The sequence below is a fragment of the Xylophilus sp. genome, assembly GCA_009914555.1.
Lineage (GTDB): Bacteria > Pseudomonadota > Gammaproteobacteria > Burkholderiales > Burkholderiaceae_C > WNDY01.
Genome location: WNDY01000048.1, coordinates 1 through 24,419 on the forward strand (window position 1 = coordinate 1; position 24,419 = coordinate 24,419).

The following is a 24,419-nucleotide window of genomic DNA, read 5'->3' on the forward strand; positions in this document are numbered from 1 at the left end:
TGCAGGGCGATCAGCATGCTTGGACCTCCGGAGGTGATTGCAGTGACTCTATCAATCCTCGCATCACCGCTCGGGCCATGAAGAGTGGATAGCGATTCTCGCTTATGCAATCATCCGGGATGCGACAGCTATTCAACGTGGCGCAGCGCTGGGAAGAGGATTACGTCGCGGATGCTCGGGCTGTCGGTCAGCAGCATCATCAGGCGGTCGATGCCGATGCCGCAGCCGCCGGTGGGCGGCAGGCCGTATTCGAGCGCGCGTACGAAGTCGTGGTCGAAGAACATGGCCTCGTCGTCGCCGGCGTCCTTGGCATCGACCTGGGCGTTGAAGCGCGCTGCCTGGTCCTCGGCGTCATTCAGTTCCGAGAAGCCGTTGCCGAACTCGCGGCCGGTGATGTAGAGCTCGAAGCGCTCGGTCACCTCGGGCCGCTCGTCGTTGGCGCGGGCCAGCGGCGAGATCTCGGTCGGGTGCTCCATGATGAAGGTTGGCTGCCAGAGCTTCTCTTCGACCGTCTCTTCGAAGTACAGCACCTGCAGCGACGCGAGGCTGCGGGTCGACAGACGGTGCTTCTCTTCGGTGAGCCCCAACTTCTTTACGGCGTTGGTCAGCCAGGTGGCGTCATCCACATTGCTGCCGGCATCGGTGTACTTGACGATGGCCTGCGGAATAGTCAGGCGCTCGAACGGCTGGCTCAGGTCGACCGGCTGGCCGCCGTAGCTCAACTGCTGCGTGCCGACGGCCTTCTCGGCAATGGCGCGGATCAGCGTCTCGGTGAAGTCCATCAGGTCGCGGTAGTTCCAGTAGGCTGCGTAGAACTCCATCATGGTGAACTCGGGGTTGTGGCGGACGCTGATCCCCTCGTTGCGGTAGCTGCGGTTGATCTCGAACACGCGCTCGAAGCCGCCGACGACGAGGCGCTTGAGGTACAGCTCGGGCGCGATGCGCAGGAACATCTCCTGGTCGAGCGCGTTGTGGTGCGTCTTGAACGGCCGCGCGTTGGCGCCGCCGGGGATGGGGTGCAGCATCGGCGTCTCGACTTCGAGGAAGCCGTGCGACACCATGAATTCGCGCAGCGCCGAGATCGCCTTGCTGCGCGCGGTGAAGCGGCGGCGGGCCGATTCGTCGGTGATCAGGTCGACATAGCGCTGGCGGTACTTCTGCTCCTGGTCGGCCATGCCGTGGAACTTGTCGGGCAGCGGGCGCAGGCTTTTGGTCAAAAGGCGCAGCCGGCGCACCTTGATCGACAGCTCGCCGGTCTTGGTCTTGAAGACCGTGCCTTCGGCGCCAAGAATGTCGCCCAGGTCATAGTGCTTGAAGGCGGCGTAGGCGTCTTCGCCGATGCCGTCGCGCGTCACGTACAGCTGGATGCGCCCGCCCGTGGGGCCGAGCGAGCCGTCCTGGATCGTGGCGAAGCTGGCCTTGCCCATCACGCGCTTCAACATCAGGCGGCCGGCCACCGATACGGTGAGGCCGGCGGCTTCGAGCGCCCCGGGCTCGGTGGCGCCGTGGGCCTCCTGCAGCGCGGCCGCATGGTCGGCCGGCTTGAAGTCGTTCGGGAAGGCCACGCCGCGGCCCTGCGCCTGGGCTTCGCGCAGGGCACGCAGCTTCTCGCGGCGCTCGGCGATGAGCTGGTTCTCGTCCTGGGGGGCTGCGGCTGCGGGGGTGGAAGGCGTCGACATGGGGATAGGCTTCTGCGGCTTGGTTTTCTGGGCCAAAAGCCCCGCATTTTACCGGCCGGCCCGCCGCCCCCGTAGGAGGCGCCTGACCCTGCTTGCAGCGCCTCTCCGGTATGCGGCGGGCGCGCGGCAGGGCAGTATCGGCGCCGTCAACAACCTTCAGAAGAGAACGCCATGTCCCTGTCCTTCATCCTGCTGATCATCCTCATCCTGATCCTGATCGGCGCGCTGCCGAGCTGGGGATACAGCCGCAGCTGGGGCTACGGCCCGAGCGGCGGCCTGGGGCTGGTCGTGGTCGTGCTGCTGGTCCTGCTGCTGCTGGGAAAGATCTAGCGCCTCGCCTCGCTTAGGCGCGGCCGATGCCGGTGCGCTCGAGCACGTCGCCGACGAGTTCGAGCCGTACCAGCGGGTTGTCGAGCTGCATGAACTGCTGCTTGAGCGCGAGCGGCAGCGGCAGCAGTTCGCACCACCGGTTGGCCACCCAGCCGCAGTCGTCGAAGCGGCGCGGGCCGGTGGGCGCGGGCACATCGGGATGGCGCTGCGCCACGGCGTCCAGCACGCGGGCCAGCGTATCGGCCACCGGCTGGAGGTCGGCTGGCACCGGCACAGCGGCATCGTCGCCGATGCGCTCCACATCGGCGACCCAGAGGCCGTGCGGCAATTGCTGCCGGCCGGTGATGCGAAAGCGCTGCGAGCCCTCGCAGCGCATCAGCAGCAGGCCCGGCCGGGGCGACTCCAGGTGGACAATGGTGGCCAGCGTACCCACGCCGTGGAAGGACTCGGCCGCCGCGCCCGGCAGCCGCACCTCGCTGCCCGCCGTGAGCGCGACCACGCCGAACGGCGCGCCGGCCGCATGGCACTTGCGGGCCATGTCGAGGTAGCGCACCTCGAACACCCGCAGCGGCAGCAGGCCGCCCGGATAGAGCACCGTCGAGAGCGGGAACAGCGGCAGCGATTGCAGTGTCAACGGAGCAGGGGTTGTGGAAAAAGAGGTCATGTGCGCGTGGCTATCATCCCACGATCGCCATGCCGGCAGTTTTCCGGACCACCCTTCCATGCTCTTTCAGATCGTCTCGTTCCTGCTCGACATCGCCACCGGCCTGCTGGCGGGCGCCTGTCTGCTGCGCCTCTACATGCAGTACCAGCGCATCCCGTTCGGCAATCCGATCGGCCGGCTGGTGTTCGCGCTGTCGGACTGGATCGTGCTGCCGCTGCGCCGGGCGGTGCCGCCGGTCGGGCGTTGGGACCTGGCCAGTCTGCTGGCCGCCTTCCTGCTGGAGCTGGCGCAGTACCTGCTGCTCGCGCTGCTGCTGAGCGCCTTCGGCGCGACGAGCCTGCCGCTGGTGCCGGGGCTGGCGCTGTTCGGCCTGCTGCGGCTGGTGGTCTCGGGGCTGACCGGCCTGCTGATTGTCTACGCCATCATGTCCTGGGTGGGCGGGCAGTCGCCGCTCTACGGCATCGTGGACCGGCTCTGCGCGCCGCCGCTGGCGCCGATCCGCCGCGTGCTGCCGCCGGTCGGCGGACTGGATCTGTCGCCGCTGGTGCTGCTGGTGGTCCTGCAGGTGGCCAGCATCGTGCTCAACCATCTGCAGGCCAGCCTGCTGCGCTGAAGAAAGATACTCCCCTAGTGAAAAGCCCCTGGGGCGCGATTGACGCGCACCAGGGGCCTATCCTGCTGGGTGTATATGCCGATCAACCCACCGCATCCGCCGGCAGGCGCTGCAGCATCGCCAGCGTGCCGGCGATCGTCTTGCGCAGTTCGCGGCGGTCGCAGATCATGTCGATCGCGCCCTTTTGCAGCAGGAACTCGGCGCGCTGGAAGCCTTCGGGCAGCTTCACGCGCACGGTCGACTCGATCACGCGCGGGCCGGCGAAGCCGATCAGCGCCTTGGGCTCGGCGATGACCACGTCGCCCACGAAGGCGAAGCCGGCCGAGACGCCGCCCATGGTCGGGTCGGTCAGCACGCTGATGTAGGGCAGGCCCTTCTTGGCCAGGCGGGTCAGCGCGGCGTTGGTCTTGGCCATCTGCATCAGCGACAGCAGCCCCTCCTGCATGCGCGCGCCGCCGGTGGCGGTGAAGCAGACGAACGGCACCTTCTGCTCGATGGCCGTCTCCACGCCGCGCACGAAGCGCTCGCCGACCACGCTGCCCATGGAGCCGCCCATGAACTCGAACTCGAAGCAGGCGGCCACGAGGTTGACGCTGAGCACCGAGCCGCCGATGACGACCAGTGCATCGGTCTCGCCGGTGTTGTCCATCGCTTCCTTGATGCGCTCGGGGTACTTGCGGCTGTCCTTGAACTTCAGCGCGTCCACCGGCACGACCTCCTGGCCGATCTCGTAGCGGCCCTCGGCGTCGAGGAAGGCGTCGAGCCGCGCACGCGCGCCGATGCGGTGGTGGTGGCCGCAGCTGGGGCAGACGTTCTGGTTCTGCTCCAGGTCGTTCTTGTAGAGCACCGTCTCGCAGCTGGGGCATTTGATCCACAGGCCCTCGGGCACCTGGCGGCGCTCAGTCGGGTCGGTCTGCTGGATCTTGGGCGGGAGGAGTTTTTCGAGCCAGGACATGAAAAGGTGGACCTCGTGTGCGGCGGGGGTGGGGATTATGCGCCGTACGCGGACGATGCCGCCGGCGCATCGGCGTCGAGCGCCGCGCGGATGCCGCGCAGGAACCCGGCCGCCGTGGCGACGACGGTCTCGCGCGGCTGGTCCTCGATGAGCTGGATCAGCCGGCTGCCGATGACGACCGCGTCGGCCGTGCGGCCGATGGCGCGGGCCGTGTCGGCGTCGCGGATGCCGAAGCCCACGCCGACCGGCAGCGCGCCCACGTGGCGGCGGATGCGCGGCAGCGCCTCGGCCACTGCGTCGGTGTCCAGGTGGCCCGCGCCGGTCACGCCCTTGAGCGAGACGTAGTAGACATAGCCCGAGGCGAGCCGGGCGACGCTTGCGATGCGCTCCTCGGTGCTGGTGGGCGCGAGCAGGAAGATCAGGTCCAGCCCCTGGGATCGGAGCGTGGCGGCAAAGTCCGCGCATTCCTCCGGCGGGTAGTCGACGATCAGCACGCCGTCCACGCCGGCCACGGCCGCGTCGCGCGCGAAGCTGCCGCTGGAACCGTCGGTACTGTGGCGCTGGTCGTAGCGCTCCACCGGGTTGGCATAGCCCATCAGCACGATGGGCGTGCTGTCGTCGCGCTGGCGGAATTCGCGCACGATGGCCAGCACCTGCGCGGTGCCGATGCCCAAAGCGAGCGCGCGCTCGCCGGCCTTCTGGATCACCGGTCCGTCGGCCATCGGGTCGGAGAACGGCACGCCGAGTTCGATCACGTCGGCGCCCGCGGCGACCATCCCGTGCAGCAGCGCGGGTGTGATGTCGGCGAACGGGAAGCCGGCAGTCACATAGGGAATCAGCGCCTTGCGGCCCTGCACGCGCAGCGTGTCGAACGTGGTCTTCAAGCGGCTCACAGTGTGATCCCCGAATGCTCGGCCACGGTGTGCATGTCCTTGTCGCCGCGGCCCGAGAGGTTGACGAGCAGGATCCTGTCCTTCGCCAGCGTCGGCGCGAGCTTGATCGCGTAGGCCAGCGCATGGCTCGATTCGAGCGCGGGGATGATGCCCTCGGCCCGGCAGAGGTAGTGGAACGCGGCGAGCGCCTCGTCGTCGGTGATGCCGACGTATTCGGCGCGGCCCAGGTCCTTGAGGTAGCTGTGCTCGGGGCCGACGCCGGGGTAGTCCAGGCCGGCGCTGATCGAATGCGTCTCCAGCACCTGACCGTCCTCGTTTTGCAGCAGGTACATGCGGTTGCCGTGCAGTACGCCGGGCGAGCCCTTGATCAGCGACGCGGCATGGCGCGGCGTGTCCAGCCCCTCGCCCGCGGCCTCGACGCCGATCAGGCGCACGCCCTCCAGCGGGATGTAGGGATAGAAGATGCCCATCGCATTGCTGCCGCCGCCCACGGCCGCGATCACCGCGTCGGGCTGGCGGCCCGCGTATTCGGGCATCTGCACCAGGCATTCGTCGCCGATCACGCGCTGGAAGTCGCGCACCAGCGTTGGGTACGGATGCGGGCCGGCCACGGTGCCGATGATGTAGAAGGTGCGCTCGATGTTGGTAACCCAGTCGCGCATCGCCTCGTTGAGTGCGTCCTTGAGCGTCCTGCTGCCCGATTCGACCGGCACCACGGTCGCGCCGAGCAGCTTCATGCGGTAGACGTTGGCGGCCTGGCGCTTGACATCTTCGCTGCCCATGTAGACCACGCATTCGAGCCCGTAGCGCGCGCAGATCGTGGCCGTGGCCACGCCGTGCTGGCCGGCGCCGGTCTCGGCGATCACGCGCGGCTTGCCCATGCGGCGCGCCAGCAGCGCCTGGCCGATCACGTTGTTGATCTTGTGGGCGCCGGTGTGGTTCAAGTCCTCGCGCTTCAAGTAGATCTGCGCGCCGCCGAGCTCGCGGCTGATGCGCGCGGCATGGTAGACCGGGCTCGGGCGGCCGACGTAGTGGGCCAGCTCGTCCTGGAATTCGGCGAGGAAGTCCGGGTCGTCCTTGTACTTCGCGTAGGCGGCGCGCAGCTCGGCCAGCGCCTCGCTCAGGGTTTCGGCGGCGAAGCTGCCGCCGTAGATGCCGAAATGCCCGCGCGCGTCGGGCTGGTGGTACTCGTACATGTGTGTTGTTCTCTCTCAGGCAGGCTGCGCTGCGTCCGCGGCCCGCACGGCCGCGACGAAGCGCTGGATCCGTTCCGGGTCCTTGATGCCTTTGGCGGCCTCGACCCCGGAACTCACGTCAACGGCCCAGGGCCGTAGCTGCCGGATGCCATCGGTCACGTTTGCAGGCGTGAGTCCACCAGACAAAACGAGCGGAGAGCCTGCGCTTGGACGAAGCAGTGACCAATGAAATGCCTTGCCGCCGCCGCCGTACCCGTCGACATGCGCGTCGAGCAGGATGGCCTGGGCGTGGGAGTAGTCGAGGGCGTATTTTACGAGGTCGAAGTCCGCGCCTTCGTCGCCGAGGGGAATGCGGGCCGCACGCAGGAACGGGCGGCCCTGGGCCGCGGCTGCGCAGTCGGCCGGCGTCTCGTCGCCGTGGAACTGGAGCAGCGCGTTCGGGATGCGCGCGGCCGCGGCCTGCACCGCCGCGGCGCCCGCATTGACGAACAGCAGCACCGGCGTGACGAAGGGCGGCAGGCGGCGCGCCAGTTCCGCGGCGCGCTCGACCGTGATGTAGCGGGGGCTTTTCGGGTAGAGGTTGAAGCCGAGGGCGTCCGCGCCGGCTTCGACGGCGGCATCCACGTCCTGCTCGCGGGTCAGGCCGCAGATCTTGATGCGGGTGCGGTGGGCTGCAGGCATGGATATGTCCTTAATGGTTTGGAGTATGTCCCTGTAGCGCCCTTGTCAGGCTTGGTATGTGAATATACCTGTGGATGTATGTGAAGGCGTGGCGCTCCACCTAGCTGCGAGGATACGCGAACGCCCCGCGGTTGCGGCGCTCAGGGCTGGCCGCGCGAACGCTTCAACATCAGCCGCACCAGTTCGCGCACGGTCCAGAACTGCTCGGCATCGAGCCGCGCGATGTCGGCCGCCAGCACCAGCAGGTCGGCGGCGGGCGCACTCTGCGCCATCTCCGCGGCGCGCGCCGGGGGACTGCCAAAGCGCAGCCAGTCGGGCGACACCTCCAGCCACTGGGCCAGCGTCTGCACCCGCGCCTGCGTGGGGATCGACTCGCCCAGCAGCCACTTGCGCGCTGCATGCAGCGTGATCCGGCTCGTCCGGTTGCGCCGGTTGAATTCGCGTGCGAGGTCCGACGGGCCGATCGACTTCCATCCCGCATTGTCCAGCGCCTCGCGCAGGCGCAGGCTGAAGGCTTCGCGTTCCTTGTGGGCGGGTTGCATGGCTTCGATGCTGGCCCGTCCGGACTTGACAAATAGTCACTAATTTTTAACCATAAGTAGATATCCCGGCAGATTGTCAATGGCCTTCGCCGTACCTCAATTCAAAAGGGCTGTCCCATGTCCAAGTTCCATCGCAAGCCCGCGAGCCCTGCTGCACGGTGGCATGCAGATGCGGCTGGCCTGCAGGCCAGTCCTGCCAGCCAGCCGCCAGCGCCAGCCTTCCAGGTTGCGCAGGAGCGGGCGGCGCTGGTGGCTGACCTGCATTTCGCGGTGCAAAGAAACCAGTTCGAACTGCACTACCAGCCGCAGTTCGGCATCGACGGCCGGTTGCTCGGGGCCGAGGCCCTGATCCGCTGGCGCCATGCCCGCCTGGGCCTCATCCTTCCAGGGCGCTTCATCGCGCTGGCGGAGGAAACGGGGCTCATCATTCCCATCGGCAGCTGGGTGCTGGAGGAGGCTTGTCGGGTGTTGCGGCGCTGGTCCGGCCGCGGCGGCCTGCACGCACTGGTGCTGTCGGTCAACGTGAGCGCCAGGCAGCTCCAGCTTCCGGATTTCGTCGATCGGCTCGAGGCGCAGCTGCGGGCCGCCGGCGTGGCGCCGCACCGCCTCAGGATCGAGCTGACGGAGAGCGTGCTCATCGGCGACATGGACGCCGCCCTGTCGCAGTCGCATGCGCTGCGCCGCATCGGCGTCGGCCTGTCGCTGGACGACTTCGGCACTGGCTATTCATCGCTGTCCTACCTGTGGCGGCTGCCCCTGGATGAACTGAAGATCGACCAGTCCTTCACCCGGGACATGCTGGGGAACGACGGGGCGCTGGCCATCGTTCGCCTGATCATCGAGCTGGGCCACAGCCTGCGGCTGACGGTCCTTGCGGAAGGCGTGGAGACGGTCGGGCAGCGGGACGGCCTGGCTGCGCTCGGCTGCGATGCGTTCCAGGGTTTCCTCTACGGCATGCCGGTTCCGCTGGCCGATTGCGAAGCGAGGCACGCCGTCGCCGGGTGCGCAGGTCCGTGAAAGCGCGGGCGCCGGTCGCGCCGGAAACGGCCCTTCCCACGGTTCACGGCAGCCAGTCGAACGCGGCGGTGCGCGTGGGCAGGCCCCAGCCCGGATCGTAGACCGGTCCGCGGAAATACAGGCCGTCCGGGGCGAACGTGGGCGCGGCGGCGTCGCGCGAGCGCGCGGCGATCACCTCGCGCATCCAGCCCGGCGGCTGGCTGCCGTGGCCGATGGCGACCAGGCAGCCCATGATGTTGCGGATCATGTGGTGCAGGAAGGCATCGGCCTCGAAGTCGAAGCGCCAGTAGGCCGTCTCGCCCGCCGGGCCGGCCGCGCGGCGGGTGATGGTCGCCTCGCGCAGGGTCTTGACGGGCGTGCGCGCCTGGCAGCCGGCAGCGCGGAACGAACTGAAGTCGTGCTCGCCAAGCAGTTCGGCCGCGGCGGCGCGCATGGCGTCGCCGTCGAGCGGGCGGAAGACCCAGCCGACCCGGCCGGCCTCGACGCTCGGGCGCACCGGCGATTCCAGCAGCACGTAGGTATACCGCCGTGCCGTCGCCGTGGCGCGCGCATGGAAGCTGTCCCCCACGGGGTATGCCCACTGCACCGCGATGTCCGGCGGCAGGAAGGTGTTGGTGCCGCGCACCCAGGAGAACGGCGTGCGGTGCAGCGCCGTGTCGAAGTGGACCACCTGCATCAGCCCGTGCACGCCGGCGTCGGTGCGGCCGGCGCAGAGGGTGGACACGGGCACGGTGGCGAACTGGGCCAGGGCGGCTTCGAGCCTGTCCTGCACGGTATTGCCCGAGGGCTGGCTCTGCCAGCCGTTGTAGGCCTGGCCGTTGTAGCTGATGCCGAGGGCGATCCTCATGGAGCGGTGGGGCCATGGCGGCGCCGCCTCTGCGGGCAGCGCGCCTCAGGCCAGTTCGGACAGCAGGCGCTGGGCGCGGGCCTTGGTGTCGCCCGAGGCTGCGGCCAGCACTTCCTCGACCAGCGCACGCGCGCCGTCGGCATCGCCGATGGCGTTGAACTCCTCGGCCAGGGCGAGCTTGGTGGTCAGCGGGTCATCGGCCAGCGTGGGCGCCGGCGTGCCGGCCGCGGGCCCGGCGGGCGCTGCCGTTGGCTCGATGTCGAGCGACAGCGAATCCAGGTCGAAGTCGAGCAGGTTCGGGTCGCCGGCAGCGGCGGGTGTCGGGGGCTCGACGGCCGCTGCGGCGGAGGAGGAGGCCGCGGAGGGCCGGAAATCGTCGAGCGTGAAATCGAGATCCAGGCTCGGCGGCGTCGGCTCGGCGGCCTCCGCGGCACGGCCTGGTGCCGCCGCGGCGTCTTGTGTCAGCGGGGGCTGCAGCGGCGCGGCCGCCTCGCCATCGGCGAGCAGCGCCGGCGCGCTGGGAATGGGCGGTTCGAAGCCCGGCAGGTCGAAATCGTGGTCGAAGTCCAGCGTGTGCGGATCGGCGGCTGGCGCAGCCGGCTCGGCAGCGCGCGCAGCCGGAGGCGCGGCCTCGGCCACCGGGGAGGGCGCAGGGGCGGGCGGCGGCACGTCCTCCAGGCCCAGGTCCAGATCCAGGTCGAGCTCGGGCGGCACCGACAGCGGGGCCGGTGCCGGCTCGGTCGCCAGCGCGGCGGCGCCGACGCCTGCGGTAGCCGCCGCGGCGGCGGTGACGCTGCTGGGGGCCGGAGGCTCCGCGGGCGTGGCGGCCGCAGGGGCGCTGCGTTCGTAGAGGCTGTTGCCCGGGTCCGTCTCACGGCCCAGTTCGCTGATGCGCCTCCATTCGGGGCCTTCGCCCCGGGTCAGCTTGTAGGCGTCCTGCGCGATGGCTTCGAGCGCGCGCGCGTCGTGGCGCTTGGCGTAGATCTCGACCAGCTTGGTATGCACGGCCACTCGGCCCGGGTTGTTGCGCAGGGCTTCCTTGAGGATTTCCTCGGCCTGCAGGTCGCGGCCGTAGGCGAGGTACACATCGGCCTCGGCCACCGGGTCGACGTCGCCGCCGGCGTCGAGCTGGCTCGGCGAATAGGCCATGGACGAGCCGGTGGTCGAATCCTGGCTGCTGGTGTCCACGCGCTGGCCGCCGCTGGCGCCGAAGAAGGAGTCGGGCTGCAGCCGGCTTTCGAGGAAGGAGCTGTCGACCTGGCCGGAGCGGCGGTGCTTGACCGCACGGTAGCCGCCGTAGCCGATGAGCAGCAGCAGGATCGCGAGGCCGCCTGCGGGCAGGAGCGGGTCGTCGAACACGCCGTCGAGGAAGCCCGGGGCTTCCGGTGCCGCAGCCGCAGCCGCAGCAGGTGCGCGGGGCCGCGGTGCGGCGGCGGGTGCCGGGGCGGGCGCAGGCGCGGCCGGCGCAGGCGCGGCAGCGGAGTCTCCTGCCGGCGCCGCCGCCGGTGCCGCGGGTGCCGACGCAGGCGCGGGCGCGGCGGCACTGCCGAGCTTGTTCAGGTCGTCGATGTTCTTCGACAGCTCGGCGATGCGGTTGGACGTGTCGGCCGCCTGGCGCTGCCGGGCCAGCTGCTCGTCGTCGGCGGCCTTCGGATCGCGGACCGAACCCTTGGACAGCGTGAGCTTGTCGGGCGCGCTGGCCGTGGGCTTCTGCTCGTCGACGCGGGTCTGCACCGTGCCGCTGGCGCTGCGCTCGGCCGGCGCCACCGTGGTGGACGGCGCGGCGCCGGCGAGGCGGCGCCGGAATTCGTTGAAGTCGCTGCTCTGCGCGGCCACGATCTGGCGGGCCCCGCCTGGTGTGGTGGACTGGGCGGTAGCCGCATCGGGCACGGCCAGCACGGCGCCGGCACGGATGCGGTTGACGTTGCCGCCGATGAAGGCGTCCGGGTTGGTGCGCAGCAGCGCCACGAGCATCTGTTCGAGCGAGACGTCGGCCGGCTTGCGGGCTGCGGCGATGCGGCCGGCGGTATCACCGGCGCGGACGGTCACGCTGCCGTCCGCCGCCGTGGATGCCGGCGCTGCCGCCACGGCAGGTGCGCGGGGGGCGGGTGCGGGCGGCGGCGGTTGCACGGCGCGCGGTGCGGGGGGGGCCGGCGCCACAGCGGGCGGCGCGGTGACCGCAGGCGGCGGCAGCGGCCGCAGCGCTGGCGCCGGAGCCGGCGGCTGCACGGCCACCTGCGGCGGCACGGTGACCGCAGCCGGCTGCTGGCGCGACGGCGGATCGAACAGCAGCGTGTAGTTGCGCACGATGCGGCCCGAGGCCCAGGTGGCTTCGAGCAGCAGGTCGAGGAACGGATCGTTCACCGGCCGGTCGCTCGACAGGCGCAGCACGGTGCGGCCGTCGGGACGGCGCTGCAGCTGCGTCTGGAGGCCGGCGAGTGTGGGGGAATATTCGAGGCCCTGCGCGCGGAAGGTGGCGGGCGGGGCGGCTGCCGCGTGCAGGCTCTCGGCCTCGGCCGGCGTGATCTCGGGGAGGTCGATCTCGGCGCGCAGCGGTTCGCCGAGCGCGGACTGGACCGTGATGCGGCCCAGCGCCAGGGCGTATGCATCACAGGTGTGCAGGCTGAACACTGCCGCAGCTGCCGCCGCCAATACAGAAAATTTCCAACGATGCACGGAGACGGTCAGGGCAAGTCGAGTGGGATGCCCGGAACGGATTGGATGTTTCGTATCGCGCAATGGTTCGCCCGGGACTGGCAGGGAAAAAGCACAATAGCATCAATGTTTTAGGCTGACAAGACAACCCATCGGTCGAAAAGCCGGGGGCATACGGAAAGGGCGTTACCAGCGGTAACGCCCTTGGCCGTCAGTGCAGGCGGTGCAGAGCAGGCCTTGCGGATCTGCCGCCGCCTCACTTTTCGAGCAGGATGCGCAGCACGCGGCGCAGCGGCTCGGCAGCGCCCCAGAGCAGTTGGTCGCCGATCACGAAGGCCGACACGTATTGCGGGCCCAGGTTGAGCTTGCGCACGCGGCCCACGCCTACTTCGAGGCCGCCGGTGATGACGGCCGGCGTCAGTTCCCGGACGGTGACGGCGCGGTCGTTCGGCACCCACTTCACCCACGGATTGGCGCCGCGGATGATGGATTCGATCTCTGCCAACGGCAGGTCGCGCCGCAGTTTGAGCGTCAGCGCCAGGCTGTGGCAGCGCATCGCGCCGATGCGCACGCACAGGCCGTCGACCGGAATGGTCTGCGCGGTGCCGAGGATCTTGTTGACCTCGGCCTGGCCCTTCCATTCCTCCTTGGACTGGCCGTTGTCGAGCTGCGCATCGATCCAGGGGATCAGGCCGCCGGCCAGCGGCGCGCCGAAGTATTCGGTCGGCACGTCCTGGCGGATGGCCTGGGCGACCTTGCGGTCGATGTCGAGGATGGCCGAGGAGGGCGTCGCGAGTTCATCCGCCACGCTGCCGTAGACCACGCCCATGCCCTTGAGCAGTTCCCGCATGTGGTTGGCGCCGCCGCCCGATGCGGCCTGGTAGGTCATGGAGCTGACCCATTCGACCAGGCCTTCCCTGAACAGGCCGCCCACGCCCATCAGCAGGATGGAGTTGGTGCAGTTGCCGCCGATCCAGTTGCGCCCGCCCGCGGCCAGGGCCTTGTCGATCACATGGCGGTTGACCGGGTCGAGCACGATGACCGCGTCGTCCTGCATGCGCAGGGCCGAGGCGGCGTCGATCCAGTGGCCGTTCCAGCCGGCGGCGCGCAGCCTGGGGAAGATCTCGTTGGTGTAGTCGCCGCCCTGGGCGGTGATGATGATGTCGTTGCGCTTCAGGGCCTCGATGTCGTGCGCGTCTTCGAGCGTGGTGTGCACGCGGGCCTGCGCGGGGGCCTTGCCGCCGGCGTTGGAGGTCGAGAAGAAGACCGGCTCGATCAGGTCGAAGTCGCCCTCGGCCTGCATGCGCTCGATCAGCACCGAGCCGACCATGCCGCGCCAGCCGACGAGGCCGACGAGCGGGCGCTGGTGGCCCGCGGGGGAAGAAACCGGATTGCTCATCTCACATGCCCTTTTCAGTTGAATGAATAAACAGTGCCCGACCGGGCCTGCTCGCCTGGCTCGTCTCGGCCAGGCAGGGCGCACGACGAACCAGGACGAGTCAGTCCTTAATGGTGGTCGTGGTTTTGGTGGTGCCGGCGGCGCGCGCAGCCAAGCCGGCCGGGGCGGCTGCGGTGTTCATCAGGGCGAACGGGCACGGGCGGGCGGCAGACATGGCCGGGATTGTAGCCGATGCCGTGTGCCGCGAAACTGCACGACGGTTACGCCGGCCGGCCCGGCCGCATCTATAGTGCCGGTCTCCGTCCGCTGCATCCGTCTTTCGATCGGCCCTTTCATGCCCACCTCCGCCGGCTCCCTGTCCGCCCTTCAGGATGACCTGGAGCGCCTGCGCGACCTGCTCGACCACAACACCGACTGGGTCTGGGAGGTGGACGCGCAGGGGCGCTACACCTACTGCTCGGGCATGGTGATGGCGCTGCTCGGGCGCCCGCCCGAGGAGGTGCTGGGCCGTACGCCGTTCGACTTCATGCCGCCGGCCGAGGCCGAGCGCGTGGGGCGCGCGTTCGGCGCGATCGTCGCTGCGCGGCGGCCATTCTCGGGGCTGGTCAACCGCAACGTGCGACCCGACGGCAGCATCGTGGTGCTCGAGACCAGCGGCGTGCCGCTGTTCGACGAGGCCGGCGCGCTGCGCGGCTACCGCGGCATCGACCGCGACATCTCGGCGCTCGGCGAGCGCGTGCTGCACCTCGAAGCGGTCTACGACACGGCGCCGGTGGCGCTGTGCACGGTGGACCGTGACGGCGCGGTGGCGATGGCCAACGAGGCGATGGGACGGCTGCTGGAGCAGCCGGCGGCCGCGCTGGCGGGCCTGCGGCTGGCCGACCTGCTGCCGGCGGCGGCGCAGCGGCTGGATGAAGATTTCGCCCGCGCCGATGCCGGCGAGGCGCTGTCGAACCACGAATTCTCCTGGCGCGATCACTGGTTCTATGCGACGCCGCAGGTGCTGCGCGATGCGCGCGGCCAGGTCGCGGGGCTGTCGATCGCCTGGCTCGACATCACCGCGCGCAAGGCGGCCGAGCAGCAGCTGACCGAGGCCAACCAGCGGCTTGCGCAGTATGCGCGGCAGGACTACCTGACCGGCCTCTACAACCGGCGCTACCTCGACGAGCGTCTGGCGCGCGAGATCGGCCGTGCGCGGCGCGACGGCCGGCCGCTGTCGCTGTGCATGGTCGACGTGGACCATTTCACGCGCTACAACGACACGCTCGGCCACCTCGCGGGCGACGACTGCCTGCGCGCCGTGGCGCGCACGCTGGCGCAGGACGCACTGCGGCCCGGCGACGTGGTCAGCCGCTATGGCGGCGAGGAGTTCGTGTTCGTGCTCGCCGGCACCGACGAGGCCGGCGCCGCGCGCGTGGCCGAGCGGGTGCGCGCAGCCGTCGAGGCGCTGCGGCTGCCGCATCCGATGAGCCCGCTGGGCATCGTGACCGTGAGTGTCGGCGTGGTCACCTGCCGCGCGCCGCGCGACGGCGCCGCACCCGGCGTGGCCACGCTGCTGCGCGCGGCCGACCTCGCGCTCTACGCGGCCAAGGACGGCGGGCGCAACCGGGTTGCCGCACGCCTGGAATGCGCCTGAATCCGGAGCCGCATCAGCCCGCCAGCGCCTTCACCACCGCGTCGCCCATTTGCGCGGTGCCGACCTTGGTCGTGCCATCGCTCCAGATGTCGGGCGTGCGCAGGCCCTGGGCCAGCACCTTCTGCACGGCGGTCTCGATGCGCTGGGCGGCTTCCTCCTGGTCGAGCGAGAAGCGCAGCAGCATCGCGGCGCTGAGGATCGTCGCGAGCGGGTTGGCCACGCCCTTGCCGGCGATGTCGGGGGCGCTGCCGTGGCTGGGCTCGTAGAGGCCCTGCTTGCGGCTGTTGAGCGAGGCCGAGGGCAGCATGCCGATCGAGCCGGTCAGCATCGAGGCCTCGTCGCTGAGGATGTCGCCGAACATGTTGCCGGTGACGATCACGTCGAAGGCCTTGGGCGCCTTCACGAGCTGCATCGCGGCGTTGTCGACGTACATGTGCTCCAGCGCCACGTCGGGGTACTCCTGGTGCACCTCGGTCACCACGTCCTTCCAGAACTGGAAGGTCTCGAGCACGTTGGCCTTGTCCACGCTCGTGACCTTCTTGCTGCGCTTGCGCGCGGCCTGGAAGGCGACGTGGGCGATGCGCTCGATCTCGGGGCGCGAATAGCGCATCGTGTCGAACGCTTCCTCGGCGCCGGGGAAGTGGCCGTCGGCCGCGGTGCGGCGGCCGCGCGGCTGGCCGAAATAGATGTCGCCGGTCAGCTCGCGGATGATGAGGATGTCCAGGCCCGCGATGAGTTCGGGCTTGAGGCTCGACGCATCCACGAGCTGCTCGTAGCAGATCGCGGGGCGGAAGTTGGCGAACAGTCCGAGGTTCTTGCGCAGGCCGAGGATGGCCTGCTCGGGGCGCAGCGGGCGGTCGAGCTTGTCGTACTTCCAGTCGCCCACGGCGCCGAACAGGATGGCGTCGGCCTCCCTGGCGAGCTTGAGCGTCGATTCGGGCAGCGGATGGCCGTGGGCCTCGTAGGCCGCGCCGCCGACGGGGGCGGTCTCGGTCTCGAAGTGCAGGTCGAGCGCGCCGAGCACCTTGACGGCCTCGGCCACGATCTCGGGGCCAATGCCGTCGCCGGGAAGGATTGCGATTTTCATGATTTTAGTGGGTATAGGTCGGAAGCGGGCGTCCGGCGCCCGCTGTAAGAGATTGGGTGGGGGAGTATCAGCTGACCATCGTGTGTGCGAGCCACGGCTTGGTGGCCAGGCGCTCGGCCTCGAAGGCGGCGATCTTGTCCCTGTGGCGCAGCGTCAGGCCGATGTCGTCGAAGCCGTTGAGCAGGCAGTAGCGGCGGAACGGGATCACATCGAACGGCAGCTCTTCGCCCTGCGGCCGGACGATGACCTGGCGCTCCAGGTCGATCGTGAGCTGGTAGCCCGGGAAGGCATGGACCTCGTCGAACAGCTGGGCCACGACCGGCTCCGGCTGCTGGATCGGCAGCAGGCCGTTCTTGAAGCTGTTGTTGAAGAAGATGTCGGCGAAGCTCGGCGCGATGATGGCGCGGAAGCCGTACTGGTCGAGCGCCCACGGCGCATGCTCGCGGCTGGAGCCGCAGCCGAAGTTCCTGCGGGCCAGCAGGATCGAGGCGCCGGCGTAGCGCGGCTGGTTGAGCACGAAGTCGGGGTTGGGCTTGCGCTGGGACTCGGGCACGCCGGGCTCGCCCTTGTCGAGGTAGCGCCATTCGTCGAACAGGTTCACGCCGAAGCCGGTCTTCTTGATCGACTTGAGGAACTGCTTCGGGATGATCGCGTCGGTGTCGACGTTCTCGCGGTCCATGGGCGCGACGAGGCCCTGGTGGATGGTGAACTGTTTCATGGTGGTGTGTCCTTGCGGGCTGCTTATCGGGCGGCGCGTTCGATGGCGTTGCCCGCGCGCTGCACGTCCTGACCCATGCCCTTGACGGTGTTGCAGCCGGCGAGCATGAAGGTGCAGCAGAGGAAGGCGAGGGCTGTCTTCATGGATGACTTTCAGGCGAACTGGCGGATGTCGACGAAGTGGCCGTGCACCGCGGCCGCGGCGGCCATGGCCGGCGAGACGAGGTGGGTGCGCCCTCCCGCGCCCTGGCGGCCTTCGAAGTTGCGGTTGCTGGTGGAGGCGCAGCGCTCGCCCGGCTCCAGCCGGTCGGCGTTCATCGCCAGGCACATCGAGCAGCCGGGCTCGCGCCATTCGAAGCCAGCGGCCTTGAAGACCTCGTGCAGCCCTTCGCGCTCGGCCTGCTCCTTGACCAGGCCCGAGCCCGGCACGACCAGCGCGGCCTTGACGTTCGGCGCGACCTTGCGGCCGAGCTTCCTGACCACCGCGGCGGCTTCGCGCATGTCTTCGATGCGGCTGTTGGTGCACGAGCCGATGAAGATCTTGTCGACGAAGATGTCGGCCAGCGGCTTGCCCGGTTCGAGCGCCATGTAGGTCAGCGCGCGCTCGATGGCGCCGCGCCTGTTGCCGTCCTTCTCCTTGTCGGGGTCGGGCACGCGGGCGTCGATGCCCAGGACCATTTCGGGCGACGTGCCCCAGGTGACCTGCGGCACGATGTCCTCGGCACGCAATTCGACCACCGCGTCGAATGCCGCGTCGGGGTCGGAGTGCAGCGTCTTCCAGTAGGCCACGGCCTGGTCCCATTCGACGCCGGTGGGCGACAGCGGGCGGCCCTTGACGTAGTCGATGGTCTTCTGGTCCACGGCGACCAGGCCGGCGCGCGCACCGGCCTCGATCGCCATGTTGCAGACCGTCATGCGGCCTTCCATGCTCAGCGCGCGAATCGCCGAGCCGCCGAACTCGATCGTGTAGCCGGTGCCGCCGGCCGTGCCGATGCGGCCGATGATGGCCAGCACGATGTCCTTGGCGGTGATGCCCGGGGCGACCGTGCCCTCGACCTTCACCAGCATGTTCTTTGCCTTCTTCGACAGCAGGGTCTGCGTGGCCATCACGTGCTCGACTTCGGAGGTGCCGATGCCGTGGGCCAGCGCGCCGAACGCGCCGTGGGTGCTGGTGTGGCTGTCGCCGCAGACCACGGTCATGCCCGGCAGCGTGGCGCCGTTCTCGGGGCCGATCACGTGCACGATGCCCTGGCGGCGGTTCATGAACGGGAAGAACGCGGCCGCGCCGACCTCGGCGATGTTCTTGTCGAGCGTGGTGATCTGCTCCTTGCTGATCGGGTCGGCAATGCCGTCGTAGCCGCGCTCCCAGCCGGTGGTCGGCGTGTTGTGGTCGGCGGTGGCGACGATGGAGTTCACGCGCCAGACCTTGCGGCCGGCCTCGCGCAGGCCCTCGAAGGCCTGCGGGCTGGTCACTTCGTGGACCAGGTGGCGGTCGATGTAGAGCACGGCCGTGCCGTCCTCCTCGGTGTGGACGACGTGCTCGTCGAAGATCTTGTCGTACAGGGTGCGTCCCATGGTGGTCGTTCCGTTCTGGTCGTCGTGGGTTTCAGGTGGGAAGGGGAGTCGTTCTCGGGAAAAACGGTCTGTCAGGACACGGCCGCCGCCACCTCGGCGGCCGGCGCGGCCGCCGCGGCCGGCGGTGCGAGATGGGCGACCAGCAGCCGCGCGGTCATCGGCAGCGTGCCGAAGTCGCGGGCGACCAGGCGCAGCTCGCGCCGCGCCCAGGGCTCGTCGAGCGGCACCGCATGGAGCCGGCCCACGCCGCGCATCAGCGCGAACGCGCGGTCGGGCAGCAGGCCCACGCCGAGGCCGTTGTCGATCATGCGGCACATCGCGTCGAGCCCGGTGACCTGGATGCGCTGGCGCAGCGGCCGGCCCGCGGCCGCCGCGGCCTGGCGCATCGCGAGGCTGATGCTGCTGTTGGCATGCAGGCCGACGATGTCCCAGTCGAGCATGTCGTCGAAGCGCACCGCCGCGCGCGCCGACAGCGCGTGGGCCTGCGGCATCACCAGCACGAGGCGGTCTGCGCGGTAGAAGCGCGTCTGCAGGTCCGGCTGCGTGCCGCCGTGGCCGGCCGCGCCGTCGCAGGCGGCATGGCAGAGCCCGAGGTCGGCCGCGCCCTCGCGCACGGCCTGCAGCACGTCGGCGCTCAGGTGCTCCTGCAGGTCGATCTTGATCTGCGGATGCCGCCGCGAGAAGGCGCCAAGGTCCTCGGGCAGGAACTGCACGATGGCCGAGATGTTGGCATGCATGCGCACATGGCCGCGCACGCCGTCGGCATATTCGCTGAGCTCGCCCTGCATGCGCTCGAGGCCGAACAGCACCGCGCGCGCATGGTGCAGCAGGCTCTCACCGGCCGGCGTGAGCGTCACGCCGCGGCTGTGGCGGTAGAGCAGCGGCGTGTCCACGGCGGCTTCGAGCTCCGACAGCCGCTTGCTCACGGCCGAGGCCGCGATGAACTCGCGCTCGGCCGCGCGGCCGATGCTGCCGAGCTCGCAGACGGCCACGAACAGCTGCAGCGACATGAGGTCGATGCGGCGGGCAAAGCTGCGTTCGGTCGGTTTCATCGGGGGGCGGCGCGGGAGGCTTCGCGGTTGGCGAGGCCGGAGCCGCGATTTTCCCTCAGAAAGCCGCAGCGCCGCCATCGCAGAGCGCGATGGCCATATTGCCGCAACGCGCCGTCGCCCGCCGCCGGCCCACACGCCGGCGGCGCCCGCTCCTACGGCCGCAGGAGCGCAGGCCGCAGTCGGATGCATCGTTGCGCGCGAGCGCGACCCACTGCCTGCCGTTCGTCCCACTCCCTTTTCTGCTGCGAAAGGATACCCATGCATTTCGACGACGATTCCGAAGACGGCGGCGCCGGCGCGCGCTCCGCGCGCCCCTCCCGTGCCTCGCGCCGCGGCGCGCTGCAGTGGATGGGCGCCGGCCTCGTGGCCGCGCCGGTGGCCGCCGGGGCCCAGCCGCCCGCCACCGCGGCCGCGGCCGCCGGCCCGAAGCCGTTGCGCGACCCGCGCACCGCCTATCCGCGCCCGCCGTTCGCGCCGCAGCAGCAGCCATGGCCCGGCCTGGCCGCGCGCATGAGCCCGCGGCCCGACCACGGTGAAGCCAGCTACGTCGGCGCGGGCCGGCTGGCCGGGCGCCGGGCGCTGATCACCGGCGGCGACTCCGGCATCGGCCGCGCCGCCGCCATCGCGTTCGCGCGCGAGGGCGCCGACGTGGCCTTCGGCTACCTGCCGGCCGAGGAGGAGGACGCGCGCGAGGTGGTGCGCCTCATCGAGGCCGCAGGCCGGCGCGCCGTGCCGCTGCCCGGCGACATCCGTGACGAGGCCTTCTGCCGCCGGCTCGTCGCCGATGCCGCCCGCGCGCTTGGCGGACTCGACATCCTGGTCAACAACGCCGCGTTCCAGGCCGCGCAGGAGTCGCTGCTCGATCTCAGCACCGAGCAGTTCGACACCACCTTCAAGACCAACGTCTACGCGCTGTTCTGGATCACCAAGGCCGCGCTGCCGCTGCTGCCGCCGGGCGCGTCGATCATCAACACCGCCTCGGTCAACGCCTATGAGCCGTCGGAGGAACTGATCGACTACGCGGCCACCAAGGCGGCGATCGCCAACCTCAGCAAGTCGCTGGCCAAGCAGCTCGCGCCCCGGGGCATCCGCGTCAACGCGGTCGCGCCCGGGCCGTTCTGGACGCCGCTGCAGCCCAGCGGCGGGCAGAAGCCCGACAAGCTGCCGAAGTTCGGCGCCGACAGCCCGATCGGCCGCCCGGGCCAGCCCGCCGAGATCGCGCCGCTCTACGTGCTGCTGGCCTCCGACGAGGCGAGCTACACCAGCGGCGAGGTGTTCGCGAACACCGGCGGCAAGCCGGCCAACTGACCGGACCGCGGCGGCCCCGGCCGCCATTCAGGCGGCTGCCATCTCGGCGGCCAGCAACTCCACCATGCGCGCCGCGGCCGGCGACGGCGCCCGGCCGCGCAGCGTGACCAGGCCGATCGGCCGGCGCACCGGCGGGCCGTCGAGCGGCCGCTGCGCCGTGCCGCCGCCGCGCTGCGCAACCGCGGCCGCGAGCGCCGGCAGCGCGGCCACGCCGAGCCCGGCGGCCACCAGGGCCGCGATGGTGGCCAGGTGCTCCACCTCGTAGCGTGGCGCGAAGCGGATGCGGTGGCCGAGCAGCGCCGCGTCGACGTACTGGCGCACGCTGGTGCCGGCCGGCATCGAGATGTGCGGCCAGTCGGTCGCCTCCGTCCAGCGCAGCGGCGCGGCCGCGTCCTGCGCGAGCACATGGGCCGCCGGCACCAGCAGCACGAAGGTGTCGGCCGCGAGCGGCGCCCAGTCGAGGTCGGCATAGGCCGGGTTGGCCGCCGTGAGCGCGAAATCGACGCGGCCGGCGCGCACCATCTCGCAGGCCGGCCCGGCGAGGCTGTCGAACAGCTCGAGCTGCACGCCGGGATGCGCGGCCGCGAAGCGGGCGAAGGCGCGCGGCACCACGCCCGCGGCCAGCGAGGGCAGGGCGGCGAGCGCGAGCCGGCCGGTCTGCACTTCGGCCACGGCGCGCACGCGGCGCGCGGTCTCGTCCATCTGGTGGCGCAGGAAGCGGGCCTGCTCAGCGAGCACCCGGCCGGCCTCGGTCGGCGCGACGCTGCGGGTGCTGCGGTCGAACAGCCGTGCGCCGAGCGTCTCCTCCAGCCGGGCGACGATGCCCGAAACGGCCGACTGCGACAGGTGCATCCGCTGCGCGGTGCGGCGAAAGCTCAGCGTCTCGGCCAGCGCGAGGAGCACGTCGAGTTCGCGGGCGGACCAATTGATCGTCATGGGCGATCAGTCTATGGGAAAAATCCGTTGGACTGCGCAATGCGGGCCGCCTAGACTGCGCCGCATCGTTCACTGGAGACAGTGCTTGACCTCCTCCTCCTCCCCCTCTCCTGCGGCGCCGCGCGGCGCACGCACCGTCGTCGTGGGCGGCGGCACCATGGGCGCCGACGTGGCCGTGGTGCTCGCGCGCGGCGGCGCCTCGGTCACCATCGTCGAGCCCGCGGCCGCCCAGCGCGAGCGGATCGCGCCGCATGTGCGCGCCGAGCTGGCCGCCGCCGGCCTGGAGCGCCGCGCTGCCCGCATCGCCACCGTGGCCGCGCTGGCCGAGGTGGACTGGGCCGGCACCGTGCTGGTCGTCGAATGCATCACCGAGCGGCTCGATGCCAAGCAGGCGCTGTTCGCCGAACTGGAGCGCCATGCGCCGGCCGGCGCGGTGCTCGCGAGCAATTCCTCCAGTTTTCCGATCGGCGCGATCGCTGAGGGGCTGGAGACTGCCGCGCGCATGCTCGGCCTGCACTTCTTCATGCCGGCGCACCTCGTGCCGCTGGTCGAAGTCGTGCTCGGGCCGCGCAGCGACGCGGCGCGCGCCGATTGGCTGAGCGATTTCATGCGCGGCTGCGGCAGCGTGCCGGTGCGCGTGAAGAAGGACAAGCCGGGCTTTCTTGCCAACCGGCTGCAGCATGCGCTCTCGCGCGAGGCGTTCGCGCTGATCGACGAGGGCGTGGCCTCGCCCGAGGACGTGGACGCGGCGGTGCGCTTCGGCTTCGGCTTCCGCTACCTCGCGGCCGGGCCGGTGCTGCAGCGCGACCATGCAGGCATCGAAGTGCACTGCGCGGCGGCGGCCACGATGTACCCGACGCTCTCCAACACCACCGAGCCGGCGCGTGCGCTGCGCGAGCGTGTGGAACGCGGCGACCTCGGCATGAAGACCGGCCGCGGCTTCTTCGACTGGCCCGAAGAGAAGCGGCGGGCCGAGCGCGCGCGCTACGACGCGCTGCTGCGCCAGGGCCTCGCGCTGCTGGCCGGCGAGCTGCCGCCGGTCGACCGGAGCGACGCATGACCGATCCGCTGATCCTCACCGTCGCGCCCAACGGCGCGTACAAGCAGGCGGCCGACCACCCCGCCCTGCCGCTCACGGTCGAGGCGCTGGCACGGACCGCGCGCGCCTGCCTCGACGCGGGCGCCGCCATGCTGCACATGCACATCCGGCGTCCCGACGGCAGCCACAGCCTCGACGTGGAGGGCTACCGCGAGGCGCTGCGCGTGGTCGAACGCGCCGTGGGCCGCGAGATGGTGCTGCAGGTCACGAGCGAGGCCGCCGGCGTGTACGCGGCGCCCGCGCAGATCGCCACGGTGCGTGCGCTGCGGCCCGAGGCGGTCTCGGTCGGCCTGCGCGAGGTCGACCAGCCCGAGGTCGGCGAGGCCGGGCTCGCGGAATTCTTCGGCTGGCTCGCGCGCGAGCGCGTGATGGCGCAGGTCATCCTCTACGACGTGGCCGACCTGCGGCGCTGGCAGGCGCTGCGCGCGGCTGGCGTCGTGCCCGAGGCGCCGTGGTTCCTGCTGTTCGTGCTGGGCCGCTACACCGCCGGGCAGGTGTCGGACCCGCGCGCGCTCGTCCCCTTCCTCGCCGCGCACGAGGGCGGCGGCGAGCCCTGGGCCATCTGCGCCTTCGGGGCGGCCGAGCATGACTGCGCCACCGCGGCAGCGGCGCTCGGCGGCCATGTGCGCGTGGGCTTCGAGAACAACCTGCTGCTGCGCGACGGCAGCCGCGCGCCGGACAACGCGGCGCTCGTGCGGCAGGCGGGCGAGGCGGCGGCCGTGCTCGGCCGACCGCTGGCGACGGCGTGCCAGGTGCGGGAGCGTTTTTATGGGTAGGGAGTATATCGCTGCAGCTATTATATGGAAAGCGCTGTGAGATGATAATGGGGGGTGTATTGCTCAGAGCCGCTGCCGCTGCGCATCAAGGTAGGCATCGCGCGACGGCAGCAGGTGCGCCGCACAGAGCGCCACGAGGCTGTCGCGGTCGCCCGCGCGCAGCGCCTCGATCATCTGCCAGTGCTCCTGCCGCGCGCGTTCGCGGTAGCCGGCCGAGACGAGGGAGGCGAAGCGGATCGGATGCGTCTGCCGCGCATATTCGGCGATCGCCTGGCGCAGCGTCTCGTTGCCCGCGAGGCTGAACAGCTCCTCGTGGAAGGCGAGGTTGGTACGGAACACCCGGCGCGCATCGCCCGCGGCCACGGCCGCGTCGTGGCGCTGCTGGATCGCGACGAGCCGGTCGAGCCGCGCGGCCGCCGCTGGCAGCGCGATGCGGCGCGCGGCCTCGGTTTCGAGCAGGCCGCGCAGTTCGTAGAGCTCCTCGACCTCCTGCACCGAGAACGAGCGCACCAGCGCGCCGACGTTCTTGCGCCGCTCCACGAGGCCCATGCGGTCGAGCGCGGCCAACGCTTCGCGCGCGACATGGCGCTTGACGCCGAAGCGCTCCATGAGCTCGTCCTCCACCAGCCGCTCGCGCGGATGCAGCCGGCCGAAGACCACGTCTTCCTCGAGCGCGGCGACCATCGCGCCGAGCGCATCGGCCGGGGCGGCCGGGTCTTCGTGGTGGTCGGAGAGCAGGAGGGAAGCGGGCAAAACGGACAT

Annotated in this window: 24 protein-coding genes; 7 read left to right on the forward strand and 17 right to left on the reverse strand. The window is 70.6% G+C overall.

Going from position 1 to position 24,419, the window contains the following annotated elements:
* Positions 1–128 precede the first annotated feature (128 nt).
* Positions 129–1,679, reverse strand: coding sequence for a lysine--tRNA ligase (gene lysS / locus GAK38_RS17930; RefSeq protein ID WP_325346332.1), 1,551 nt, complete (start codon positions 1,677–1,679; stop codon positions 129–131).
* Positions 1,680–1,850: 171 nt separating this feature from the next.
* On the opposite strand from lysS, the gene GAK38_RS17935 reads away from it, so the two are divergent.
* Positions 1,851–2,009, forward strand: a complete 159-nt coding sequence (locus GAK38_RS17935; protein ID WP_325346333.1) for a DUF3309 family protein — start codon at positions 1,851–1,853, stop codon at positions 2,007–2,009.
* Positions 2,010–2,022: 13 nt separating this feature from the next.
* Here GAK38_RS17935 and GAK38_RS17940 read toward each other — a convergent pair whose 3' ends face one another.
* A complete protein-coding gene (locus GAK38_RS17940) occupies positions 2,023–2,673 on the reverse strand; it encodes an LON peptidase substrate-binding domain-containing protein (protein WP_325346334.1) in 651 nt (216 codons plus the stop codon).
* Positions 2,674–2,731: 58 nt separating this feature from the next.
* Between GAK38_RS17940 and GAK38_RS17945 the strand changes: the two genes are divergently transcribed.
* Positions 2,732–3,286 (forward strand): YggT family protein, encoded by a 555-nt coding sequence (locus tag GAK38_RS17945; RefSeq protein ID WP_325346335.1) that lies wholly within the window; start codon positions 2,732–2,734, stop codon positions 3,284–3,286.
* Positions 3,287–3,368: 82 nt separating this feature from the next.
* On the opposite strand, the gene accD is transcribed toward GAK38_RS17945, so the two are convergent.
* The 5 genes from accD to GAK38_RS17970 form a co-directional block, all read right to left on the reverse strand.
* Positions 3,369–4,241, reverse strand: a complete 873-nt coding sequence (gene accD / locus GAK38_RS17950) for an acetyl-CoA carboxylase, carboxyltransferase subunit beta (RefSeq protein WP_325346336.1) — start codon at positions 4,239–4,241, stop codon at positions 3,369–3,371.
* A 35-nt stretch (positions 4,242–4,276) separates the two neighbouring features.
* On the reverse strand, positions 4,277–5,134 hold the full coding sequence (gene trpA / locus GAK38_RS17955; RefSeq protein WP_325346337.1) for a tryptophan synthase subunit alpha: 858 nt from the start codon (positions 5,132–5,134) through the stop codon (positions 4,277–4,279).
* Positions 5,131–6,330: a tryptophan synthase subunit beta gene (gene trpB / locus GAK38_RS17960; RefSeq protein ID WP_325346338.1), complete on the reverse strand. Its 1,200-nt coding sequence runs from the start codon at positions 6,328–6,330 to the stop codon at positions 5,131–5,133. Before trpB ends, trpA begins: the two co-directional genes overlap by 4 nt.
* Positions 6,331–6,345: 15 nt before the next feature.
* A complete protein-coding gene (locus GAK38_RS17965) occupies positions 6,346–7,011 on the reverse strand; it encodes a phosphoribosylanthranilate isomerase (RefSeq protein ID WP_325346339.1) in 666 nt (221 codons plus the stop codon).
* Positions 7,012–7,151: 140 nt separating this feature from the next.
* On the reverse strand, positions 7,152–7,553 hold the full coding sequence (locus GAK38_RS17970) for a hypothetical protein (RefSeq protein WP_325346340.1): 402 nt from the start codon (positions 7,551–7,553) through the stop codon (positions 7,152–7,154).
* Between the two features lie 117 nt (positions 7,554–7,670).
* On the opposite strand from GAK38_RS17970, the gene GAK38_RS17975 reads away from it, so the two are divergent.
* Positions 7,671–8,570, forward strand: coding sequence for a putative bifunctional diguanylate cyclase/phosphodiesterase (locus tag GAK38_RS17975; protein ID WP_325346341.1), 900 nt, complete (start codon positions 7,671–7,673; stop codon positions 8,568–8,570).
* 43 nt (positions 8,571–8,613) lie between these two features.
* Here the strand turns inward: GAK38_RS17975 and truA are convergent, their stop codons facing one another.
* From truA to asd, 3 genes are all read right to left on the reverse strand, one after another.
* Positions 8,614–9,417 carry a tRNA pseudouridine(38-40) synthase TruA gene (truA, locus tag GAK38_RS17980; protein ID WP_325346342.1) on the reverse strand — a complete coding sequence of 268 codons (804 nt, stop codon included), beginning with the start codon at positions 9,415–9,417 and terminating at the stop codon, positions 8,614–8,616.
* 45 nt (positions 9,418–9,462) lie between these two features.
* Positions 9,463–12,048 (reverse strand): FimV/HubP family polar landmark protein, encoded by a 2,586-nt coding sequence (locus tag GAK38_RS17985; RefSeq protein ID WP_325346343.1) that lies wholly within the window; start codon positions 12,046–12,048, stop codon positions 9,463–9,465.
* A gap of 280 nt (positions 12,049–12,328) precedes the next feature.
* Entirely contained in the window at positions 12,329–13,471 is a 1,143-nt protein-coding gene (asd, locus tag GAK38_RS17990) for an aspartate-semialdehyde dehydrogenase (protein ID WP_325346344.1), read from the reverse strand.
* Between the two features lie 334 nt (positions 13,472–13,805).
* On the opposite strand from asd, the gene GAK38_RS17995 reads away from it, so the two are divergent.
* Complete coding sequence (locus GAK38_RS17995; RefSeq protein WP_325346345.1) at positions 13,806–15,107, forward strand: GGDEF domain-containing protein; 1,302 nt, start codon at positions 13,806–13,808, stop codon at positions 15,105–15,107.
* Positions 15,108–15,120: 13 nt separating this feature from the next.
* On the opposite strand, the gene leuB is transcribed toward GAK38_RS17995, so the two are convergent.
* The 5 genes from leuB to GAK38_RS18020 form a co-directional block, all read right to left on the reverse strand.
* The gene (gene leuB, locus GAK38_RS18000; RefSeq protein WP_325346346.1) at positions 15,121–16,194 is read right to left on the reverse strand and encodes a 3-isopropylmalate dehydrogenase; all 1,074 of its coding nucleotides are present in this window, start codon (positions 16,192–16,194) and stop codon (positions 15,121–15,123) included.
* A gap of 67 nt (positions 16,195–16,261) precedes the next feature.
* On the reverse strand, positions 16,262–16,912 hold the full coding sequence (leuD, locus tag GAK38_RS18005; RefSeq protein WP_325346347.1) for a 3-isopropylmalate dehydratase small subunit: 651 nt from the start codon (positions 16,910–16,912) through the stop codon (positions 16,262–16,264).
* 23 nt (positions 16,913–16,935) lie between these two features.
* The gene (locus tag GAK38_RS18010) at positions 16,936–17,055 is read right to left on the reverse strand and encodes an entericidin A/B family lipoprotein (protein ID WP_325346348.1); all 120 of its coding nucleotides are present in this window, start codon (positions 17,053–17,055) and stop codon (positions 16,936–16,938) included.
* Between the two features lie 9 nt (positions 17,056–17,064).
* Entirely contained in the window at positions 17,065–18,486 is a 1,422-nt protein-coding gene (gene leuC, locus GAK38_RS18015) for a 3-isopropylmalate dehydratase large subunit (RefSeq protein WP_325346349.1), read from the reverse strand.
* A gap of 71 nt (positions 18,487–18,557) precedes the next feature.
* Positions 18,558–19,538 carry a LysR family transcriptional regulator gene (locus GAK38_RS18020; RefSeq protein ID WP_325346350.1) on the reverse strand — a complete coding sequence of 327 codons (981 nt, stop codon included), beginning with the start codon at positions 19,536–19,538 and terminating at the stop codon, positions 18,558–18,560.
* 258 nt (positions 19,539–19,796) lie between these two features.
* Between GAK38_RS18020 and GAK38_RS18025 the strand changes: the two genes are divergently transcribed.
* Positions 19,797–20,846, forward strand: a complete 1,050-nt coding sequence (locus GAK38_RS18025) for an SDR family oxidoreductase (protein WP_443089239.1) — start codon at positions 19,797–19,799, stop codon at positions 20,844–20,846.
* A 27-nt stretch (positions 20,847–20,873) separates the two neighbouring features.
* Here GAK38_RS18025 and GAK38_RS18030 read toward each other — a convergent pair whose 3' ends face one another.
* Positions 20,874–21,782, reverse strand: coding sequence for a LysR family transcriptional regulator (locus GAK38_RS18030; RefSeq protein WP_325346351.1), 909 nt, complete (start codon positions 21,780–21,782; stop codon positions 20,874–20,876).
* A gap of 85 nt (positions 21,783–21,867) precedes the next feature.
* Between GAK38_RS18030 and GAK38_RS18035 the strand changes: the two genes are divergently transcribed.
* Together GAK38_RS18035 and GAK38_RS18040 are read left to right on the forward strand one after the other, a co-directional pair.
* Positions 21,868–22,842, forward strand: a complete 975-nt coding sequence (locus GAK38_RS18035) for a 3-hydroxyacyl-CoA dehydrogenase family protein (protein ID WP_325346352.1) — start codon at positions 21,868–21,870, stop codon at positions 22,840–22,842.
* On the forward strand, positions 22,839–23,657 hold the full coding sequence (locus tag GAK38_RS18040; protein WP_325346353.1) for a 3-keto-5-aminohexanoate cleavage protein: 819 nt from the start codon (positions 22,839–22,841) through the stop codon (positions 23,655–23,657). The genes GAK38_RS18035 and GAK38_RS18040 overlap by 4 nt, the downstream gene beginning before the upstream one ends.
* A 63-nt stretch (positions 23,658–23,720) precedes the next feature.
* Here GAK38_RS18040 and GAK38_RS18045 read toward each other — a convergent pair whose 3' ends face one another.
* Positions 23,721–24,419 carry a GntR family transcriptional regulator gene (locus tag GAK38_RS18045; protein WP_443089240.1) on the reverse strand — a complete coding sequence of 233 codons (699 nt, stop codon included), beginning with the start codon at positions 24,417–24,419 and terminating at the stop codon, positions 23,721–23,723.

Coding starts and splice junctions, on each gene's coding strand:
- GAK38_RS17965 (WP_325346339.1), bottom strand. CDS start 7,011: ATGCCTGCAGCCCACCGCACCCGCATCAAGATCTGCGGCCTGACCCGC.
- GAK38_RS18045 (WP_443089240.1), bottom strand. CDS start 24,419: ATGTCCGTTTTGCCCGCTTCCCTCCTGCTCTCCGACCACCACGAAGAC.
- leuD (WP_325346347.1), bottom strand. CDS start 16,912: ATGAAACAGTTCACCATCCACCAGGGCCTCGTCGCGCCCATGGACCGC.
- GAK38_RS18020 (WP_325346350.1), bottom strand. CDS start 19,538: ATGAAACCGACCGAACGCAGCTTTGCCCGCCGCATCGACCTCATGTCG.
- GAK38_RS17970 (WP_325346340.1), bottom strand. CDS start 7,553: ATGCAACCCGCCCACAAGGAACGCGAAGCCTTCAGCCTGCGCCTGCGC.
- accD (WP_325346336.1), bottom strand. CDS start 4,241: ATGTCCTGGCTCGAAAAACTCCTCCCGCCCAAGATCCAGCAGACCGAC.
- GAK38_RS17975 (WP_325346341.1), top strand. CDS start 7,671: ATGTCCAAGTTCCATCGCAAGCCCGCGAGCCCTGCTGCACGGTGGCAT.
- GAK38_RS17945 (WP_325346335.1), top strand. CDS start 2,732: ATGCTCTTTCAGATCGTCTCGTTCCTGCTCGACATCGCCACCGGCCTG.
- GAK38_RS17935 (WP_325346333.1), top strand. CDS start 1,851: ATGTCCCTGTCCTTCATCCTGCTGATCATCCTCATCCTGATCCTGATC.
- GAK38_RS17940 (WP_325346334.1), bottom strand. CDS start 2,673: ATGACCTCTTTTTCCACAACCCCTGCTCCGTTGACACTGCAATCGCTG.
- lysS (WP_325346332.1), bottom strand. CDS start 1,679: ATGTCGACGCCTTCCACCCCCGCAGCCGCAGCCCCCCAGGACGAGAAC.
- truA (WP_325346342.1), bottom strand. CDS start 9,417: ATGAGGATCGCCCTCGGCATCAGCTACAACGGCCAGGCCTACAACGGC.
- leuB (WP_325346346.1), bottom strand. CDS start 16,194: ATGAAAATCGCAATCCTTCCCGGCGACGGCATTGGCCCCGAGATCGTG.
- GAK38_RS17995 (WP_325346345.1), top strand. CDS start 13,806: ATGCCCACCTCCGCCGGCTCCCTGTCCGCCCTTCAGGATGACCTGGAG.
- asd (WP_325346344.1), bottom strand. CDS start 13,471: ATGAGCAATCCGGTTTCTTCCCCCGCGGGCCACCAGCGCCCGCTCGTC.
- trpB (WP_325346338.1), bottom strand. CDS start 6,330: ATGTACGAGTACCACCAGCCCGACGCGCGCGGGCATTTCGGCATCTAC.
- GAK38_RS18040 (WP_325346353.1), top strand. CDS start 22,839: ATGACCGATCCGCTGATCCTCACCGTCGCGCCCAACGGCGCGTACAAG.
- GAK38_RS18030 (WP_325346351.1), bottom strand. CDS start 21,782: ATGACGATCAATTGGTCCGCCCGCGAACTCGACGTGCTCCTCGCGCTG.
- leuC (WP_325346349.1), bottom strand. CDS start 18,486: ATGGGACGCACCCTGTACGACAAGATCTTCGACGAGCACGTCGTCCAC.
- GAK38_RS18010 (WP_325346348.1), bottom strand. CDS start 17,055: ATGAAGACAGCCCTCGCCTTCCTCTGCTGCACCTTCATGCTCGCCGGC.
- GAK38_RS18025 (WP_443089239.1), top strand. CDS start 19,797: ATGCATTTCGACGACGATTCCGAAGACGGCGGCGCCGGCGCGCGCTCC.